We start from the raw sequence: 17,360 nt of genomic DNA, 5'->3' as shown, positions 1-17,360 counted from the left end.
ACCGCCAGACGGCACTACCGTAGACCTATGCCTTCTGACTCGACCCCGAATGACGACACGACTCCCAACGACCTCACACCGACCGATGCCACCCCCGCGGACACCGCCGCGACGACCGAGCCGGCGACCCCGGATCGCCTGACCTTCGCCGACCTGGGTCTTGGGCCCACGGTCCTGAAGGCCCTGAGCGCCGTGGGCTACGAGGAGCCCAGCGCGATCCAGGCCGCGACCATCCCCACGCTGCTGGACGGTCGCGACGTCGTCGGACTCGCCCAAACGGGAACTGGCAAGACCGCCGCTTTTGCGCTTCCCATCCTCGAGCGGCTCGACACCTCGAAGAAGAAGCCGCAGGCGCTCGTGCTGGCCCCGACCCGTGAGCTCGCGCTCCAGGTGTGCGAGGCCTTCGAGACGTATGCCGGACACAGCAAGTCCATGCACATCCTGCCCGTCTACGGCGGCCAGGGCTACGGCGTGCAGCTCTCGGCACTGCGCCGCGGCGTCCACATCGTGGTCGGCACGCCCGGCCGCATCATGGACCACCTCGACAAGGGCACGCTCGACCTGTCGGAGCTCGCATTCCTGGTGCTCGACGAGGCCGACGAGATGCTCAAGATGGGCTTCGCCGAGGACGTCGAGACCATTCTCGCCAAGACCCCTGCCGATAAGCAGGTCGCGATGTTCTCCGCGACCATGCCGCCCCAGATCCGCCGCCTGAGCGCGAAGTACCTGCGCGATCCGGAGGAGATCTCGGTCAAGAAGAAGACCACCACGTCGACCAACCTCACGCAGCGCTACCTGATCGTGTCCTACCCGCAGAAGGTGGATGCCCTCACGCGGATCCTCGAGGTCGAGAATTTCGAGGCGATGATCGTCTTCACGCGCACCAAGAACGAGACGGAGACGCTCGCGGAGAAGCTCCGTGCCCGCGGTTACGCAGCGGCCGCCATCAGCGGCGACGTGGTCCAGGCCCAGCGCGAGCGGACGGTCAAGCAACTGAAGGACGGAAAGCTCGACATCCTCGTTGCCACTGACGTTGCGGCGCGCGGCCTCGACGTGGACCGCATCTCGCACGTGATCAACTACGACCTGCCGATCGACACCGAGTCCTACGTGCACCGCGTGGGCCGCACCGGCCGTGCGGGACGCACTGGGGATGCCATCAGCTTTGTCACCCCGCGAGAGCGTCGCACCCTGGGCGCGATCGAGCGGGCCACGCGCCAGCCGCTCACGCAGATGCACCTGCCGAGCGTGGACGACGTCAACGCCACCCGCCTCACTCGTTTCGACGAGGCCATCACCGAGGCGCTCGGGATGACCGAGCGCGTGGACCGTTTCCGCGACATCATCGCCCACTACGTCGAGCACCACAATGTGCCCGAGACTGACGTCGCGGCCGCCCTTGCCGTGGTGGCCCAAGGCGACACCCCGCTGCTCCTCGATCCCGCGGCCGAGCCCAAGCGCGAAGAGTTCCGCGGAGGTAAGGACGGTGCGGCTCGCCCCGATCGCGGCGAGCGCAATCGCCGCGGCACCTCGGGTCCGCTTGCGACGTATCGCATCGCGGTCGGCAAGCGTCACAAGGTGGAGCCCCGGCAGATCGTCGGCGCCATTGCCAACGAGGGCGGCCTCAACCGGGACGACTTTGGCCAGATCCGCATCTTCCCCAACTTCTCGCTGGTCGACCTGCCGGCCGAGCTGTCTCCAGAGTCCTTGCGCAAGCTCGAGCGCACCCGCATCAGTGGGATCCTGATCGAGCTCAAGGCGGACGGCGGCGCCCCGGGCGGTCGCAAGTCTGCACCGAGGAGCCAGGGCGGTTCGCGTGACGACCGGCCGCCGCGCGCGCCGCGCCACTGATCGACAGTTCGGGCCCCGGCTAGCCCTGTCGCTTCGTTGGCGGCTCGCATCCACGCGACTGCCATCAAGGCGGCGGCTGGGCACGAGGAAGGCGAGTGCTGGCGCTCGTCGATTGCGGTCGCGTCCCTGACGGCCGATGCGGGGTACTGATCTGCTCCTCAGTCACCGCGATTCAGTCATGCAGGTGGGCGGCCGAGGCCTACGCTTCCGCGCCCGCGCGCAAGGGTCCCACCTTGGCGAGGTAGCACCGCCCGCACAGAGACTCGTACTCGGCGTGCTGGCCGTCGATCGCGACCTGCGCGCCGTGGCTCACGAACCCACCGCCCACGATGCGGGCGTTGAAGATCGCCTTGGACCCGCACCGGCAGATGGTCTTGAGCTCCTCGATCGAGTGTGCGATCTCGAGCAACCGGAGAGAGCCGGGAAAGGATCGCGTCGTGAAGTCTCCACGCAGCCCATAGCAAAGCACCGGAACTCCCCCGGTGACGGCGATCGTGAAGGCCTCGTCGACCTGAGCGGGGGTGAGGAACTGAGCCTCGTCGATGAAGATCGCGTCGATCTCGGACAACGGCGCATGGGCCAGGACCGCGGCCTCGAGCGACTCGCTGTCGTTCAATAGCACGTCGACGGGGCGCTGGACGCCGATTCGCGACGAGACGGCGCGACCGGCCTTGGTATCGACGCCCGGCTTCACGATCACCGGGCGCTGATCGCGCTCCTCGTAGTTGTACGCGGCCGTCAGCAGCAGTGCGGACTTAGACGAGTTCATCGCCCCGTATCGGAAGTACAGCTTGGCCACGTGAGTCTCCGTCGTCGTCTGTGCCGGACCGAGCGCGATGGCCAGGTCGTGTCGTTGGGCGACACGCTACCCGCAGGCACCCACGTCCTGAGCGCGCCTCACGCGTGCGAGCGCAGAATCGACGTCATCTTTTTGCCGCGCGCGACCTCGTCCACGAGCTTGTCCATCCAGCGGATCTGCTGCATGAGCGGGTCCTCGATCTCCTCGACGCGGACGCCGCAGATCACGCCCGTGATCAGGTCTGCTGACGGGTTCATGGCGGGAGCCTCGGCGAAGAAGGTCCGGAGATCCACCCCGGAGTCGATCGCCCGGTCCAGGCCGGACTGGTCATACCCGGTCAGCCACGTGATCACCTGGTCCAGCTCGGCCTTCGCGTGGCCCTTGCGCTCGACCTTCGTCACATAGAGCGGATAGATGCTCGCAAAGCTCATGCGGAAGATGCGGTGTTCGGCCATGCCAGCCCTCCTCTCGCCCCTTCGAGGGTATCTGTGGCTTCGCCTTCGCGCAGCGCACGCTCGAGCGAGCCCCGGTAGAGAGCCCTACTGTTGACGCGTGAGCACCGACGATGCCGCTGAGCGGGACCGAGCCACTTTGCTGTGGCTGCCGGTCGGGGCAGACGGGCACGTAGTGATCCACACCAGCGCGTGGTGGGAGCGGTGGCGGGCCGCTGTCGAACGACGCTCGCCTGCTCCCCTGTTTCATGCCGCTATGGAGCTTCGTCTGGCCGGAGTGCCCGCCGTGATCGAGATGGCGCCCGCATGGGGAGCGGGTTCGGGAGACCGAGGCGTCCTGGCGACGGGGCCGGTGGGACTCGGCTGGCTGGGGCGATCGCGCTTCTTCCGCTACGAGGTGCGCTGTTGGGCCTACGGGGCCATTCCCGATCGGGCCTGGGCGGTGGGAGAGCCGATCGTCCTGACCAGCGACGCCGGGACCATCACGCGCATGCTGACTTCTGTCGGCTCCGTGCCGACCCTGACCTGGGGTCGGCCCGTGCCCGGGGCAGGAGACATGTGGAACTCCAACTCGCTGATCTCCTGGGTGATCGGCAGCGCGGGTCTGCGGACCGATCGCGAGCCGCCCGATGGCGGTCGTGCACCCGGGTGGGCGGCCGGCGCGCACCTCGTGCGCCACCCCTGACGGTTGTGGCGTAGGGGCTAGCGCTGGGAGCGCCCGCCCACCACCGCGTGCACCAGCGGGGCGGCCGATGCGATCATCAGGATGGTGCCGAGTCCCGGCTCCTCGGGACGCACCAGGGCGCCACCCACGAGAAGGCCGCCGAACAGCAGCGCGGACACGGCCCGGCGCACGGTGCGTTCGAGACGGGCCACGGCGCTCTCGAGCTTGGGGGCGGTGAACGGCAAAGTGCCGTCCTCCGCGCGCGTCAGGACCGTGTCGATGCGCTTGGGTAGGCGCCAGGCGAGCGCGAGCACCTCGAGCCCTTCACGCGCGAAGTCGCCGGCGAACTTGCCGCCCTCGGCGCGCAGTAGCGTCTGTGCATACGGCTCGACGGAGTCCCACAGGTTGTAGGCGGGGTTGAGCGCGCTGCACACGCCCGAGGTGAGGGACACCGCTCGCATCACCAGCAGGAAGTCCTCGGGCAGCTGGAAGGGCAGGGTGAGGATCACGTCGCTGAACTCGACAGCGAAGTCCCTGAACTGCTTGGGATCGAGCTCACGCAGCTCGGCGAAGCCCATGCCCCCGAAGCGCTCGAAGACGTGACTCATCACCCGCTCAAGCTCCACCGTGTCTGCGTTGGGGAGCAGCACGCCGGCCTCGTCCATGGCGGCAACCATCCCCTTGCCGTCCCGGGACGCGGCCGCGATGATCAACGCCCGCAGGGATCCCCTCAGGTTCGGCGGGACGCGGCCCATCATCCCGAAGTCCACGAAGGTGAGTCGCCAGGCGGGTCCGTCGCCCGCATCGGCGCTCGGGGCGATGAACAGGTTGCCCGGATGCGGGTCGGCGTGGAAGAAGCTGTGCATGAAGAGCTGGTCGAACATCACCTCTGCGAAGACGGGCGCGACTTCGACGGGGTCGATCCCCGCGGCCCTGAGGGCGGCATGATCGGTGATCTTGATCCCGGTGACGTCCTCCAGCGTCAGGACCCGCCGGGTTGTCCGCTCCCACACCACGTCGGGAACGCGAATGCGGGGATCGTCGGCGAAGTTGTCGGCGAACTGCTCCGCGCTCTGACCCTCGTGGAGGTAGTCGATCTCTTCCAGGCTGACCTCGCCGAACTCCTCGACCAGCGCGGGCATGTCCACCCGAGTGTTCACTAGCCGCACTCGGCTCAGCCAGCGGCCCACGCGCCGCAGCGCCGCGAGGTCCACGGCGACGATCGCGCCGATCCCGGGACGCTGGACCTTGATGACCACGTCGTCGAAGCCCGCATCCTCCGCGTCGCGCGCCATCAGGCGGGCGCGGTGCGCCTGGCCGAGGGACGCCGACGCCAACGGCGCCTCCTCGACGTGCTCGAAGACCCGGTCGAGCGGGACGCCGAGCTCCTGTTCAGCGAGAGCGCGGATCGCCGAGAACGGCACCGGCGGCACCTCGTCCTGCAGATCCTCGAGCTCCTTGGTGATCTCTGGCGGCAGCACGTCCAGACGCGAGGACATGAACTGGCCGAGCTTGATCATTAGGCCGCCGAGTTCGACTGCGAGCACACGGAAACGGCGCGCGAACCTCTTCATGCGTTTAGTGCGCGTGCGCTCCGCGATCCGGGCCAGGCCGATCGTGGGCAGGAAGATCTCGTACCACCACGTCACCATGAGGTTCCACGCGGCAAAGCGCAGAATCCTGCGGTAGCGCGCGCGGTCGAGTACGTCGTCGGGCATCAGCTCTCCTTGATCCCGACGGAACGACGGCAACCCCGTCAGTCCTGCGCGAGGATCGAGTAGATCTTACGGCGTGCCTGCTGGAGGACCTCGATCGCTTCGTCCTGCTGCGCGTGAGTGCTGGTGCGTGCCACCTGCGACACCGCCTGCGCGAGGTCGAGGCCGGCCTTGGACACCTTGCCGAAGCGGCTGTCCTCGCAATCGGACTTCTCCTGCCACGGGGCCGATGCGGCGGCTGCGGCGGCCTCCACCTGGCCGGCCTCGGTCAACGAGTAGGTCTTGCGGTCCTGGCTGGTCTCGGCGTGGACCACGCCCTCGTCGGCGAGAAGCTGCAGCGTGGGGTACACGGAGCCCGCGCTGGGCTTCCACCGGCCGCCGGTGCGCTCCGAGATCTCGCGGATGATCTGGTAGCCGTGCATGGGCTTCTCGGTGAGCAGCGCGAGGACTGCGGCGCGCACGTCACCGCGCCCCATCCGGGTGCCCACCGTCTTCTCGACGGACGAGCGCATCTGCTCCATCGCGTCCCACATGGCGTCTGCTGCCTGGCCTGGGTTGAAACTGGAGCGAGTGTGGCGGGTAGATCCGGTCATGGTGACCTCCTGAATCGGGGAATCGCGAACGATAGCGAACGATATATCGTTATCTTGACACGGGCGCTCCCCTTGTGCAAGCGAAATCCCCGCGTCCCGAGCTCCCCTACTTCGTGGCGTCCCTGGCAAGATCCTCGCGCATGGTGCGCACTAGCATCTCGAGCTTCGTGGTGGTGCTCACCGGCGGGGTGCCCTCCGCGGGCGCCAGCCCGCGAAGCTCCGGGGACAGGGATGCCAACGCCCGTGCGGCGCGCGCCCGGGCCTCGCTCAGCGAACCCTCGGCCTCCACGCGCTTGCCGTCGACCATCACGCGCCGCAGCAACGGCCGCCCCGCATGGCCGGTCTCGTGCTCCAGGCCCATGGTGTCGCCCGCCAGCGTCCCTCCGTGCTCGTCGCGCCATACCTGCTTGCGCCCCGGCAACGTAGACTTGTCGGCGGACAGCTTCACCACCGGGCGCCCGTCGTACTCGACGAGCTTGTAGACAGCGCTGAGCGACGGCGCGTCCGCGCTGACACCCATCTGCGTGCCCACGCCGAACGAGTCGATCGGAGCGCCAGCCTGGAGCAGCTCCGCGATACGGTGCTCGTCGAGATCGCCGCTGGCGATGATGCGCACGTCCTCCAGGCCGCCCTCATCCAGGATCTCCCTCACGCGCATCGACAGCGCCCGCAGGTCACCGGAGTCGAGCCTCACGCCCGCGACGCGGACACCTTCGTCCGCGAGCTCGTGAGCCACGCCGACCGCCCTGCGCGCTCCCTCGACCGTGTCGTAGGTGTCGATCAGCAGCACGGCAGAGGACGGGAAATCGCGCGCGAAGCGACGGAACGCCTCGCGCTCGTCATCGAACGCCATCACGTACGAGTGCGCCATCGTGCCACTGAGCGGGATCCCATAGACCTTGCCCGCGAGCACGTTGCTAGTGGCCGCTGCGCCAGACAGATACGCGGCTCGCGCGCCTCGCACTGCTGCGCTCGGCCCATGCGCGCGCCGCGAGGCGAAGTCCACGAAGTCCCGCCCGCCGCAGGCCAGCGCCACCCGCGCTGCCTTGGAGGCGATGCCGGTCTGGTGCGACACCGTGGTCAGCAACGCCGTCTCGACGACCTGGGCCTCGATGAGCGGTGCCGTGACCCGCAGCAGCGGCTCACCCGGGAAGCACACCTCGCCCTCTGGGATGGCCCAAACCTCGCCAGTGAAGCGCATCGCGCTCAGGTGCCGCAGGAACGCCTCCTCGAAGATGCCAAGCGAGCGCAGGTAGCCGACGTCGCTGTCAGTGAAGCGCAGCTGCTCTAGGTAGGCGAGCGCATCGGCCAGCCCGGCCGCCACCAGAAAGCGACGCTCCGGGGGGAGGTTGCGCACGAACAGATCGAACGTGGCGGTCTGCTCCATCGACTGCGACAGGTAGCTCGCGGCCATGGTGAGCTCGTACTGGTCCGTCAGCAGAGCGCTCGCCGCAGATCCCTCGAGCAAGGACCCCTGCAGCGGGCTGTCACTCAAGATGGCCACCGGCCTCGGCAATCTCGGCCAGCGCGTTGTCGCCCGCAGCCGCGTCCACGGCCGCCACCGCCTTCTTAACCACCGTGGTGGAGTAGCCGAGCCGTACGGCATCCAGAGCCGTGGCACGCACGCAGTAGTCGGTGGCGAGGCCCACGACGACGACGCTCGTGACGCCGATGCTCTTCAGGTGCTCATCGAGCTGGGTCGCAGAGGACTCACCGGTCCCCGCGTCACGCTCGCTGAACCCCGAGTAGCCGTCCTCACGACCGGCACCCTTGAGCACCTCGAACGCGCCGTCCACGAGCTCGAGGTCCGGATGGTAGGCCGCCCCGGGCGTGCCCTGCACGCAGTGCACGGGCCACACTCCGCCGTCCTTCTCGAAGTGAGGCGTGGACTCAGGGTGCCAGTCGCGCGTGTAGACCACCGGCGCACCCGCGTCGAGCGCCTGGGCGATCTCGCTGTTGGCTGCGATCACGACGTCCTCACCCCCGGCCACCGAGAGCGATCCGTCAGGGGAGGCGAAGTCGTGCTGGACGTCGACGACGATCAGCGCGGTCGTCGGATCGTATTGAGCCATAGGGCGGTCCTTTCGATCGTTGGATCGTGCCGTATGCCTCCACCATAGGTCGCCAGTCCCTGACCGAGAGGCGCAGACCGGCGCACCGGCCGAGCGCGGATCACTGTGGCACCATGACTGGGACGACTCGATGACGAGTCCTGAGGAGTGAACGTGGACCAGCCCATCCGGTTCGAGACCCGAGCAGGCATCGCGCACCTCACCTTCGCGCGCCCCGAGAGGCTCAACGCCTTCGACTTCGAGATGGGCAGGCTGTACCGGGATGCGTGCCTTGCGGCCGTCTCCTCCCCCGACACCCGTGCGATCCTCATCACCGCGGAAGGCCCCTCCTTCTGTGCGGGAGGCGACGTACTCGCCATGGCGGGGGCCGGCGTGGACGGTTCGCAGGTCACCGACGGCGCACAGGTCATCCATGAGGGGATGGCCGCGCTCACGACGTCCGCCATCCCCGTCGTGATCGTCGCGCGCGGAGCCGTTGCGGGCGGAGGAATCGGGCTCATGCTCGCAGGCGACTACGTGATCGCGGGCGAGGACCTCCGAATCGCCGGCAGGTATGCCGAACTCGGCCTGACGCCCGACCTGGGCGTCAGCACCTTGCTCGCGCGAGCGGTGGGTGAGCGCCGCGCCCTGACGATGCTGCTCACCTCGCGCGAGCTCGATGCTGAGACGGCGCACGACTGGGGAGCCGTCGACGAGGTGACCCCGGATCCCGAGGCACGGGGCAAGGAGGTCGCCCAAGCGTGGACTGCGGGGGCTGCGGACGCTCTGGGCCAGGCAAAGCGGCTGGTGCGCGCCAGCGCGCATCGACCTTTCTCCGAGAGCCTGGAAGACGAGGCCGCCAGCATCGGCCGAGCCTTCGACAGTGAGGAGGCCCGCGGCCGCATTGCCGCCTTCGCGGCAGCCAGCGCGCACCGCGGGGGCAAGTCATGACCGCGCGCACCCTCGCAAGCACCACGATCCTGATGTCGGGAGGCAGCAGGGGCATCGGCCTCGCGATCGCCCTGCGTGCCGCGCGCGACGGCGCCAACGTCGCGATGCTTGCCAAGACCGACTCCCCTCACCCCAAGCTCGCGGGCACCGTGCACACCGCCGCGGATGCGGTCCGGGCCGCGGGTGGTCAGGCACTAGCCGTCGTGGGAGACGTGCGCAGCGACGAGGACATCGCCCGTGCAGTGGAGCAGACGGTCGACGCCTTCGGCGGGATCGACATCGTGGTAAACAACGCGAGCGTGATCGATCTGTCCAGGACCCGGACGCTGAACGCCAAGAGCTACGACCTCATGCAGGACGTCAACGTGCGGGGAACCCTGATGCTGTCTCGGGCGGCGATGCCGCACCTGGTCCGCTCCGACAATCCGCACGTCCTATCGCTGTCTCCCCCACTGAACCTGAGCCCGCGATGGCTCGGCGCACACACGGGCTACACCCTCTCCAAGTACGGGATGACGATCGTGACGCTGGGGCTCGCGGCGGAGCTCGCCAAAGCCGGGGTGGCGGCGAACACCCTGTGGCCGCGCACGACGATCGCCACTGCGGCGATTCAGAACCTTGCGGGCGGCGACGCGCTCATGCGGCGCAGCCGCACCCCTGACATCTACGCCGACGCCGCGTACGAGGTGATCACGTCGCCGTCGCGGGAGCTGACAGGCCAGAGCCTGATTGTCGAGGACGTCCTCGAGTCCGCAGGCGTCACCGACCTCTCGGGTTACGCCGCGGTGCCGGGTACGCCTGACGCCGACCTGTACCCCGACGTGTTCCTCGACTGACCCTGCTGACACCAGCGCCGCACTCCCCCTCGGCCTCGTCTCGCGCAATTGCCAGAGCGAACTACACTTAAGGGACTCGTGAGCACCGGCTCCGGGTAACGCTGAGGGGCGAACTGATGCAGAAGGACGACCAATGGTCGACTCCGCCGGAGCTCGACCAATCCAAGCGCGAGCGCGCGACGGCCGTTGACACCCTGGACTTCCTCGACGAGCGCGAGGACGAGAGCGCGCTCGACGCGCTCTCCGTGCCCCCTCGCGTGGGTGACGCGCCGGCCGCTCCGAGCGCGCCGGCCCGCAGGCGCCGTCGGCAATGGGGTGCCGAGCGGCCGCGGCCGCCGCTCCCCGCCATCGAGAAGCCCGCCAGCACCGCGGCTACCTGGATGGGCGGCTTCGCCATCGTGGCGACCGTCGTCGCGTTCACTGCGTACCTCTTCTTGACGATCATCTCGCAGGTCATCGACAACGGCATCCGAGACAGCTCCTACGCGGGCCAGTCGCTCGCGTACCTCATCGTCATGGGCTTCCTGATCTTCTCCACCTTCTCGTACCTGCTGGCGAGACAGGGGGCCCTGTACCGCTCGCGCGGCCACGTGCGGACCCCGCGCGCCGAGATCGACGCCTTCATGGCGCTCACGCGCCCGTCCCTGACCGCGCTGGTACCTTCCTATGCGGAAGACCCGGGCGTCGTGCGCGCCACCGTTCTCTCCGCCGCGCTGCAGGAGTATCCCCGGCTGCGCGTCGTGCTGCTCCTGGATGACCCGCCGAACCCCACGGACCCCGCGGCCGCCGCAAGCCTGGACGCCTGTCGGGCTGTCCCGGGCGAGCTCCAAGAGCTCCTGAACGGCCCCTGGCAGCGTTTTCAGGAGTCCCTGGACCGCTACGAGGCCGCGGCGCTCGAGGACACCGCCGGGACTGCCGAGAACGTCCGTGCGCTCGCCCTGGACTATCAGTGGGCTGCGGCATGGCTGCGAGAGCAGCAGGACGCCACTCCGCGAACTTCCAACGCTGATGACTTCCTCGCCGACGAGGTGCTGGGAGGCCTGGCGCTCGGACTCGAGAGCACCTCGCAAGCACTGTTCACCGCGCTGGACGAGGGTGCTGCGATTCCCGCGGAGCGCCTCAGTCAGCTGTGCCGACGGCTCGTGTGGACCTTCGATGCCAGGATCACCTCGTTCGAGCGCAAGACTTATGCGAACTTGCCGCACGATGCCAACAAGGCGATGAACCTCAATGCCTACATGGGCCTGATGGGACGTCGGGTCCGGCGGGTCGAGACTCAGTCGGGCTCGATGCTCCGCTTCACCGACGCCGATGCCGAGGACGGCATCCTCGTCCCCGATAGCGACTATGTCCTCACCCTCGACGCCGACAGTGTGCTGCTGCGCGAGTACTGCCTGCGGCTGGTGCACCACCTCGAGATGCCCGGGAACGAGCGAGTCGGCGTGATTCAGACGCCCTACTCCGCGTTCAGGGGAGCGCCCACGCGTCTCGAGCGCATCGCCGCCGCCACCACCGACATCCAGCACATCCTTCACCAGGGGCTGACCTACTTCGATGCCACCTTCTGGGTCGGAGCGAACGCCGTCATCCGCAAGGCCGCCCTGAACGACATCGTCGAGGTCTCGTTCGTGGGCGGGCAGGAGGTCCGCCGCTATGTGCAGGACCGCACGGTCATCGAGGACACGGAGTCGAGCATCGACCTGGTCGCGCACGGCTGGACGCTCTACAACTATCCCGAGCGCCTGAGCTACAGCGCGACGCCGCCCGACTTCGGCTCCCTGTCCGTTCAGCGTGCACGCTGGGCCAACGGAGGGCTGCTCATCGCACCCAAGTTCAGGCGCCTCATCAAGAGTCGCCGCAAGGAAGGTCAGCGCGTGCGCCGCGCCTCGATCATCCTGCGCATGAACTACATGGCGTCCATCTCCTGGGCGAGCCTCGGTCTCGTGTTCCTGCTGACCTTCCCGTTCGACGACAGGTTGCTCAGCCCGGTCATCATTGCCGCCGCGCTGCCGTACTTCCTCGCGATGTCATACGACTTCCACCGTCTCGGCTACAAGCGGACCGACATCTTCCGCGTGTACGCGTTCAATCTGATCCTGCTGCCCGTCAACCTCGCCGGAACCTTCAAGTCGCTGCAGCAGGCCGCTGCAAAGTCGAAGATCGCGTTCGCGAGGACTCCCAAGGTCGCGAATCGCACCGCGGCACCGGCGCTGTACATCCTCGCGGCCTACGCCATCGCGGTGTTCTCGTTCTACACGCTGGCCAACGACATCAGGGCCGAGAACTGGAGTCATGCAGCCTTCGCGACATTTAACGGGGTCCTGACCACGTACGCCATCGGGGCGTTCATCGGCTTCCGCAACTCGATCGCGGACATGATTCTCGGCGCCATCCACTGGGTGCAGGTGCCCCGCAAGCCCAAGAAGTCCGCCACGGACTCGCGTCCTGCGGTACCCGACTGGGAGTCGGTCCTGTACTTCGGTCCGGACCACGACTCCGCCGCGGACAGCCCGCCACCCGTTGCCGTCACCACTACGGCGCCGGCGCGTCACGGTGATACCCGCTCACGCCACCGCACCTCGTGAACCAGGAAGAACCGATGACCACGCTGAAGCCTGCCCGCACCCCACGTCGTACCCGAATATCGGTGCTTCGGCTGGCCGTTCTGCTGATCACCACTGGAGCCGTCGGCTGGTTCGGGTTCCATGCAGTGTCCGCCGTCGCCTTGGGCCCCATTAAGCCCGGCCCCTCGACGTTCAGCGCATACGTTGACGTCACGGCCACCCCGGGTCATACCTTCGAGACGCCCGAGGGACCGGCACAGTCGGACGTCACGCTGTCGTTCATCGTCTCGGGCACTCAGGATCCCTGCGTGCCCACCTGGGGCACGTACTACACGCTCGATGGCGCCGCCGCCGACCTGGAGCTTGATCGTCGCATCCAGCAGCTGAGGGGTGTGGGCGGCGACATCCGCGTCTCGTTCGGAGGCCAGGCCAACACCGAGCTCGCGGTGGGCTGTACGGACCCCGACCTCCTGCTCGACGCATACCGGTCCGTCGTCGAGCGGTACGACCTGACCACGATCGACCTGGACATCGAAGGTGGGGCGCTCGATGACGCCGCGAGCATCGCGCGCCGTGCCACTGCTATCGCTGCGCTGCAGGCCGAGCGCGGTGCCGACGCAGAGCTGGCCGTATGGGTCACGCTGCCAGTCGCGCCGAGTGGCCTGACCGCCGCAGGTGAGCAGGTCGTCGCCCAGATGCTGGCCGCAGGCGTTGACCTCACCGGCGTGAATGGTATGACGATGAACCTCGGAGTTCCCACGACCGGCGCCGCGCCGCAGTCCCAGGCAGTCGTGCAGTCCGCGACCGCCATCCACGAGCAGGTCTCCGCCCTTTACGCGCAGACGGGCGTCACGCTGAGCGAGGTCGACGCCTGGGGAAAGGTGGGCGTGACGCCCATGATTGGGCAGAACGACATCGCAACGGAGCGCTTCACGTTGGACGATGCCGCGGTGATCAACCAGTTCGCCCGTGACAACGGAGTAGGGCTGGTATCGATGTGGTCGCTCAACCGCGACAGCACCTGCACTGCACCCCTGCCCTCCGTGCTGACCGTGGTGCAGACCTCATGCAGCGGCGTCGAGCAGGCGGGACAGTCGTTTGCAGACGCCTTGGCGGCAGACCTCCCGAACAAGGTCGGCCGGTCGACTCCTGGTGGAACACCCTCAGCGGCGCCGACGACGGACACGGCACCGGACAGCCCCGACGTCATCGACGACCCAGAGAAGAGCCCCTATCCGATCTGGGACCCGTTGGGCACCTATCCCACGGAAAGCAAGATCGTGTGGCGCAAGCAGGTGTACGAGGCGAGGTTTTGGACGAGCGGCGTCGCACCCGACAGCGTGATCGCCAACGCTGCGGACTCCCCGTGGAAGCTCCTTGGCCCAGTCCTACCCGGCGACACCCCCGCCCCCCTGCCCACGCTTCCCGAGGGAAGCTACCCGCAGTGGGACCCCGAAGAGGTCTACACAGCGGGCTCCCGGGTGCAACTCGACCTCGTCCCGTACGAGGCCAAGTGGTGGACGCAGGGCGCAGAGCCTGGCGTCCCCGTCGAAGGCGGATCGCCGTGGGTGCTCGTGATGCCGGTCGGCTGATTTAGCTGATCGCAGCAGCCAGTACGTGCCGTTGCGGGAGATCATGCACATACTCGATGTAGCGACCTTCGAGATCTGCACGATTTGTGCGATGCGGGTGAGTCATCCGCAGTCTTAGCGTCGGCTCATGGACGTTTCGCTGCTGGCAGGATCGGTGTCGACCGCGCTCTTCGCGGCCGCCAACGCTCCCATGCTCGCCAAGGCGCTGCGCACGCGTGACCTGTCGTCCTACAGCCTCCCGGCGCTGGTGGTGTCGAACGCGGGCAACGTCATCCACACCGTGTACGTGATGTCGCTGCCGGTGGGGCCCATCTGGGTGCTGCACGGCTTCTACCTGGTCTCGATGGCTGTGATGGTGACGCTCTACATCAGGCAGGCCAGAGCCGTGTCTCCCGTGTCCAGCGCACGGGGATCCGTCGGCGATACCATGAAGGATGCCTGCCACGCCGGCCTCGACTGCCCGCGCCCACGCGGCGTACGCGCGGCGGGATTGGGTCACGGCCGCGAGCGAGTTCCAGAGTTCGGCCGCCGCCAGTGAACTGACGGCTGATGACGTCGTGGCATGGAGCCGTACGGCGTGGTGGTTGGGGCACCCTCAGGAGGCGTCGACCCTCGCCGAACGGGCCTACGGGCGGTTGCTCGATGCAGGCCGCGACGACGACGCGATCGCGACCGCCCTGCGCATCACCCTGGTGCGAGCGACGCGCGGGGACGTCACGGTGGCGGCAGCATGGATGCGCCGCGCCCGGAGTCTGCTCCGCGATCGGCCGGATGGGCCTTTGCACGCCTACCTCGCGTACGTCGAGGCGTCCTTGGGAATGGCGACGGATGGCGGCCAGTGGTCGCGTGCCACCGTGGCAAGGCTGGCCCAGCTGCGCGAGAGTGTCGCAACCCCTGATGTGCGCGTGTTGAGCCAGGTCGTCTCGGGGATGGCCACAGTCGCCGCCGGGGACGTCGAACGCGGATTCGAGCTGCTTGACGAAGCCATGCTCGGAGTATTGACAGAGGAGCTCGATCCTGAGTGGGGCGGGGATGTCCTGTGCACGACCATCCACGCGTGCCACCAGCTCGCCGACCTGCAGCGCATGAGCGACTGGACCCGGTCGGCAGAGGAGTGGGCGGCACGGCTGGGCTCGGACGCGGTCTACGCGGGCGTCTGCCGCGTGCACAGGCTCGAGCTGCGCTCGATCGAAGGCGACTGGCCGAGCATCCAAGATGAGCTGGTGCGCGAGTGCACCGTACTGGAGACCAGCAACATGTGGGTCGCGGGCGAGGGCTGGTATCAGCTCGGAGAGCTCAAGCGCCTGCAAGGGCAGGCCGCGGGTGCGCGCGAGGCCTACGCTCGGGCACGCTCGTGCGGGATCGACCCCGTACCAGGAGAGGCACTGCTGACGCTCGAGGAGGAGACGCCAGCACGCGCACTGTCAATGGTGCGCTATGCGCTTGAGGGCCGCAGCCCACTTGAGCGCGTCAGGCTCCTGCGACCGGGTGCGGAGATTGCCCTCGCCGCGGGCGAGCCTGCTACCGCGCACGCGTGGGGCAAGGAGCTTCGTGCCGCCGCGAGTCGCTGGGGGAGCCCCGGATTCACGGCGTGGGCCGACGGCGCGGACGGCATGCTCGCCCTGCGGGACGGCCGCATCGATGCGGCCGTCAAGGCGCTCTCCTCGGCCGCGGACTACCACCGCGCCCACCGGGAGCGGTGCGAGCACGCGCGAACGCTCGCCTGGCTCGCTGCCGCGCACGAGTCCGCTGGTGACGCGGAGGCCGCCGAACACGTGCGAAGGCTGGCCTCGCAGCTGTTCGAGCAGTTGGGCGCGTGCGCGCGGTTGGCCGTGGATGTCGGTGGGGCACCCGACATCGGGCCCCTGACCGCTCGCGAGGCCGAGGTGCTCGCCGCCGTGGCCGACGGCGACTCGAACCGAGACGTCGCCCGGCGTCTGTACATCAGCGACAAGACCGTCGGCCGGCATCTCGCCAATATCTACGTGAAGCTCGACGTGGGCTCGCGGACCGCAGCCGCTGCCTGGTGGCGTGACCGGACGGGAGCTCGCGCCCGCCAATGACCTGCATCGAACGATGCAGAGGGGCAGCGCGGTTTGCACGGTTCGGCCGATGTGACGCACCAACCCGTCGACGTAGCGTGCCACCACGTTCACTTCGACAGGAGATCCCGATGACTTCCACCACCGCCACCTACGCCGCCGACTCCCTCACAGCGGAGGAGTTCGGCGACCGCGTGCTTTCCGCGACTCTTGGCTGGGTCGAGACCATGTCGATTCATCTGGGCGATCAGCTCGGCTGGTACGACGCACTGGCCTCTCACCACGCACTGACGGCGGGAGAGCTTGCCGCCGCCACGTCCGCGTCAGCGCGCTACGCCCATGAATGGCTCGAGCAGCAGGCCGCCTACGGCATCTTGACCGTCGTCGGGCCGGACGACGAACGCGGCCAACGCCGCTATGCGCTGCCCCCGGGTGCGGCTGAGGTGCTCACCGACCGCGAGAGCCAGGGATACCTCGCGCCGATGGCCAGCATGCTCGCTGCGGCGGCCGCCCAGATGCCTGCTCTCGTCGATGCTTGCCGTACCGGCTCAGGAGTCAGCTGGGCGCAGTTCGGGGACCACGCGTGGCAGTCCCAGGCCGCGCTCAACCGGCCGTGGCTGAGGGAGATGCCGACCGTCTTCGCCCGTCACCCGCGGCTGCACGAGATTCTCTCGCGTCCGGGCGCCCGGATCGCCGACGTGGGCACGGGGGCAGGGTGGTCCGCGATCGCGCTGGCAAAGGCCTACCCCGGCCTCGTGGTGGAGGGCTTCGATGTCGATGCGCCATCGATCGAGGCCGCACGAGCACAGGCCGACCGCTCGGGCGTCGCTGACCGAGTCACCTTCCATCTCGAGGATGCCGCGAGGCTGACGGAGCACGGGTCGTTCGACGGCGTGGTCGCTTTCGAGTGCATCCATGACATGCCTGACCCAGAAGGGGTGCTTGAGGCCATGGGTCGCGCAGTGACTCCCGACGGCTTCGTGGTGGTGATGGACGAGGCGGTGGCCGACGAGTTCGCGGTCGACGCCGGGCCCGCAGATCGCTTGATGTACGGCTTCAGCCTCTTCATCTGCCTCCCCGACGGCCTTTCGCACGAGCCGAGCGCCGCGACGGGTACGGTCATGCGGCCGTCGACGCTGAGGCGCTACGCGACCGCGGCGGGATTCGCTGACGTCGCGGTCATCGAAGACGACTTCGGGTTCTTCCGCTTCTATGAGCTCCTGTCCTAGCGCAGCTCCGCGCCCCGAACC

15 protein-coding genes are annotated in these 17,360 nt (G+C 68.2%); 9 read left to right on the top strand and 6 right to left on the bottom strand.

Annotated elements, in window-relative coordinates:
* The first annotated feature begins 27 nt into the window (after positions 1–27).
* A complete protein-coding gene (locus ACNI3K_RS10725; RefSeq protein ID WP_419391887.1) occupies positions 28–1,851 on the top strand; it encodes a DEAD/DEAH box helicase in 1,824 nt (607 codons plus the stop codon).
* A gap of 199 nt (positions 1,852–2,050) precedes the next feature.
* On the opposite strand, the gene ACNI3K_RS10720 is transcribed toward ACNI3K_RS10725, so the two are convergent.
* Both ACNI3K_RS10720 and ACNI3K_RS10715 read right to left on the bottom strand, forming a co-directional pair.
* Positions 2,051–2,650 carry a thymidine kinase gene (locus tag ACNI3K_RS10720; protein WP_419391886.1) on the bottom strand — a complete coding sequence of 200 codons (600 nt, stop codon included), beginning with the start codon at positions 2,648–2,650 and terminating at the stop codon, positions 2,051–2,053.
* A gap of 98 nt (positions 2,651–2,748) precedes the next feature.
* A complete protein-coding gene (locus ACNI3K_RS10715; protein ID WP_419391885.1) occupies positions 2,749–3,105 on the bottom strand; it encodes a DUF2200 domain-containing protein in 357 nt (118 codons plus the stop codon).
* 97 nt (positions 3,106–3,202) lie between these two features.
* On the opposite strand from ACNI3K_RS10715, the gene ACNI3K_RS10710 reads away from it, so the two are divergent.
* Positions 3,203–3,787 carry a hypothetical protein gene (locus tag ACNI3K_RS10710; protein ID WP_419391884.1) on the top strand — a complete coding sequence of 195 codons (585 nt, stop codon included), beginning with the start codon at positions 3,203–3,205 and terminating at the stop codon, positions 3,785–3,787.
* A gap of 17 nt (positions 3,788–3,804) precedes the next feature.
* On the opposite strand, the gene ACNI3K_RS10705 is transcribed toward ACNI3K_RS10710, so the two are convergent.
* The 4 genes from ACNI3K_RS10705 to ACNI3K_RS10690 all read right to left on the bottom strand — a co-directional run bounded on the left by ACNI3K_RS10705 (position 3,805) and on the right by ACNI3K_RS10690 (position 8,146).
* On the bottom strand, positions 3,805–5,484 hold the full coding sequence (locus ACNI3K_RS10705; RefSeq protein WP_419391883.1) for an ABC1 kinase family protein: 1,680 nt from the start codon (positions 5,482–5,484) through the stop codon (positions 3,805–3,807).
* A 38-nt stretch (positions 5,485–5,522) separates the two neighbouring features.
* Positions 5,523–6,074 carry a PadR family transcriptional regulator gene (locus ACNI3K_RS10700; protein WP_419391882.1) on the bottom strand — a complete coding sequence of 184 codons (552 nt, stop codon included), beginning with the start codon at positions 6,072–6,074 and terminating at the stop codon, positions 5,523–5,525.
* Positions 6,075–6,180: 106 nt separating this feature from the next.
* Positions 6,181–7,578, bottom strand: a complete 1,398-nt coding sequence (locus ACNI3K_RS10695) for a nicotinate phosphoribosyltransferase (protein WP_419391881.1) — start codon at positions 7,576–7,578, stop codon at positions 6,181–6,183.
* Positions 7,562–8,146, bottom strand: a complete 585-nt coding sequence (locus tag ACNI3K_RS10690) for an isochorismatase family protein (protein ID WP_419391880.1) — start codon at positions 8,144–8,146, stop codon at positions 7,562–7,564. The genes ACNI3K_RS10695 and ACNI3K_RS10690 overlap by 17 nt, the downstream gene beginning before the upstream one ends.
* 153 nt (positions 8,147–8,299) lie before the next feature.
* Here ACNI3K_RS10690 and ACNI3K_RS10685 point away from each other — a divergent pair, with 153 nt between their 5' ends.
* The 7 genes from ACNI3K_RS10685 (at position 8,300) to ACNI3K_RS10655 (ending at position 17,339) form a co-directional block, all read left to right on the top strand.
* Positions 8,300–9,076: an enoyl-CoA hydratase/isomerase family protein gene (locus tag ACNI3K_RS10685; protein ID WP_419391879.1), complete on the top strand. Its 777-nt coding sequence runs from the start codon at positions 8,300–8,302 to the stop codon at positions 9,074–9,076.
* Positions 9,073–9,912 carry an SDR family oxidoreductase gene (locus tag ACNI3K_RS10680; RefSeq protein WP_419391878.1) on the top strand — a complete coding sequence of 280 codons (840 nt, stop codon included), beginning with the start codon at positions 9,073–9,075 and terminating at the stop codon, positions 9,910–9,912. Before ACNI3K_RS10685 ends, ACNI3K_RS10680 begins: the two co-directional genes overlap by 4 nt.
* A gap of 116 nt (positions 9,913–10,028) precedes the next feature.
* On the top strand, positions 10,029–12,497 hold the full coding sequence (locus ACNI3K_RS10675; RefSeq protein ID WP_419391877.1) for a glycosyltransferase family 2 protein: 2,469 nt from the start codon (positions 10,029–10,031) through the stop codon (positions 12,495–12,497).
* Positions 12,498–12,511: 14 nt separating this feature from the next.
* Entirely contained in the window at positions 12,512–14,068 is a 1,557-nt protein-coding gene (locus ACNI3K_RS10670) for a chitinase (protein ID WP_419391876.1), read from the top strand.
* Between the two features lie 127 nt (positions 14,069–14,195).
* On the top strand, positions 14,196–14,606 hold the full coding sequence (locus ACNI3K_RS10665; protein ID WP_419391875.1) for a hypothetical protein: 411 nt from the start codon (positions 14,196–14,198) through the stop codon (positions 14,604–14,606).
* 19 nt (positions 14,607–14,625) lie between these two features.
* Entirely contained in the window at positions 14,626–16,131 is a 1,506-nt protein-coding gene (locus tag ACNI3K_RS10660; RefSeq protein ID WP_419391874.1) for a LuxR C-terminal-related transcriptional regulator, read from the top strand.
* Positions 16,132–16,241: 110 nt separating this feature from the next.
* Positions 16,242–17,339 (top strand): SAM-dependent methyltransferase, encoded by a 1,098-nt coding sequence (locus ACNI3K_RS10655; RefSeq protein ID WP_419391873.1) that lies wholly within the window; start codon positions 16,242–16,244, stop codon positions 17,337–17,339.
* Positions 17,340–17,360: the final 21 nt, after the last annotated feature.

Source organism: Demequina ureilytica (assembly GCF_048553575.1).
GTDB lineage: Bacteria > Actinomycetota > Actinomycetes > Actinomycetales > Demequinaceae > Demequina.
This window is presented reverse-complemented; position numbering and strand designations above follow the sequence as displayed.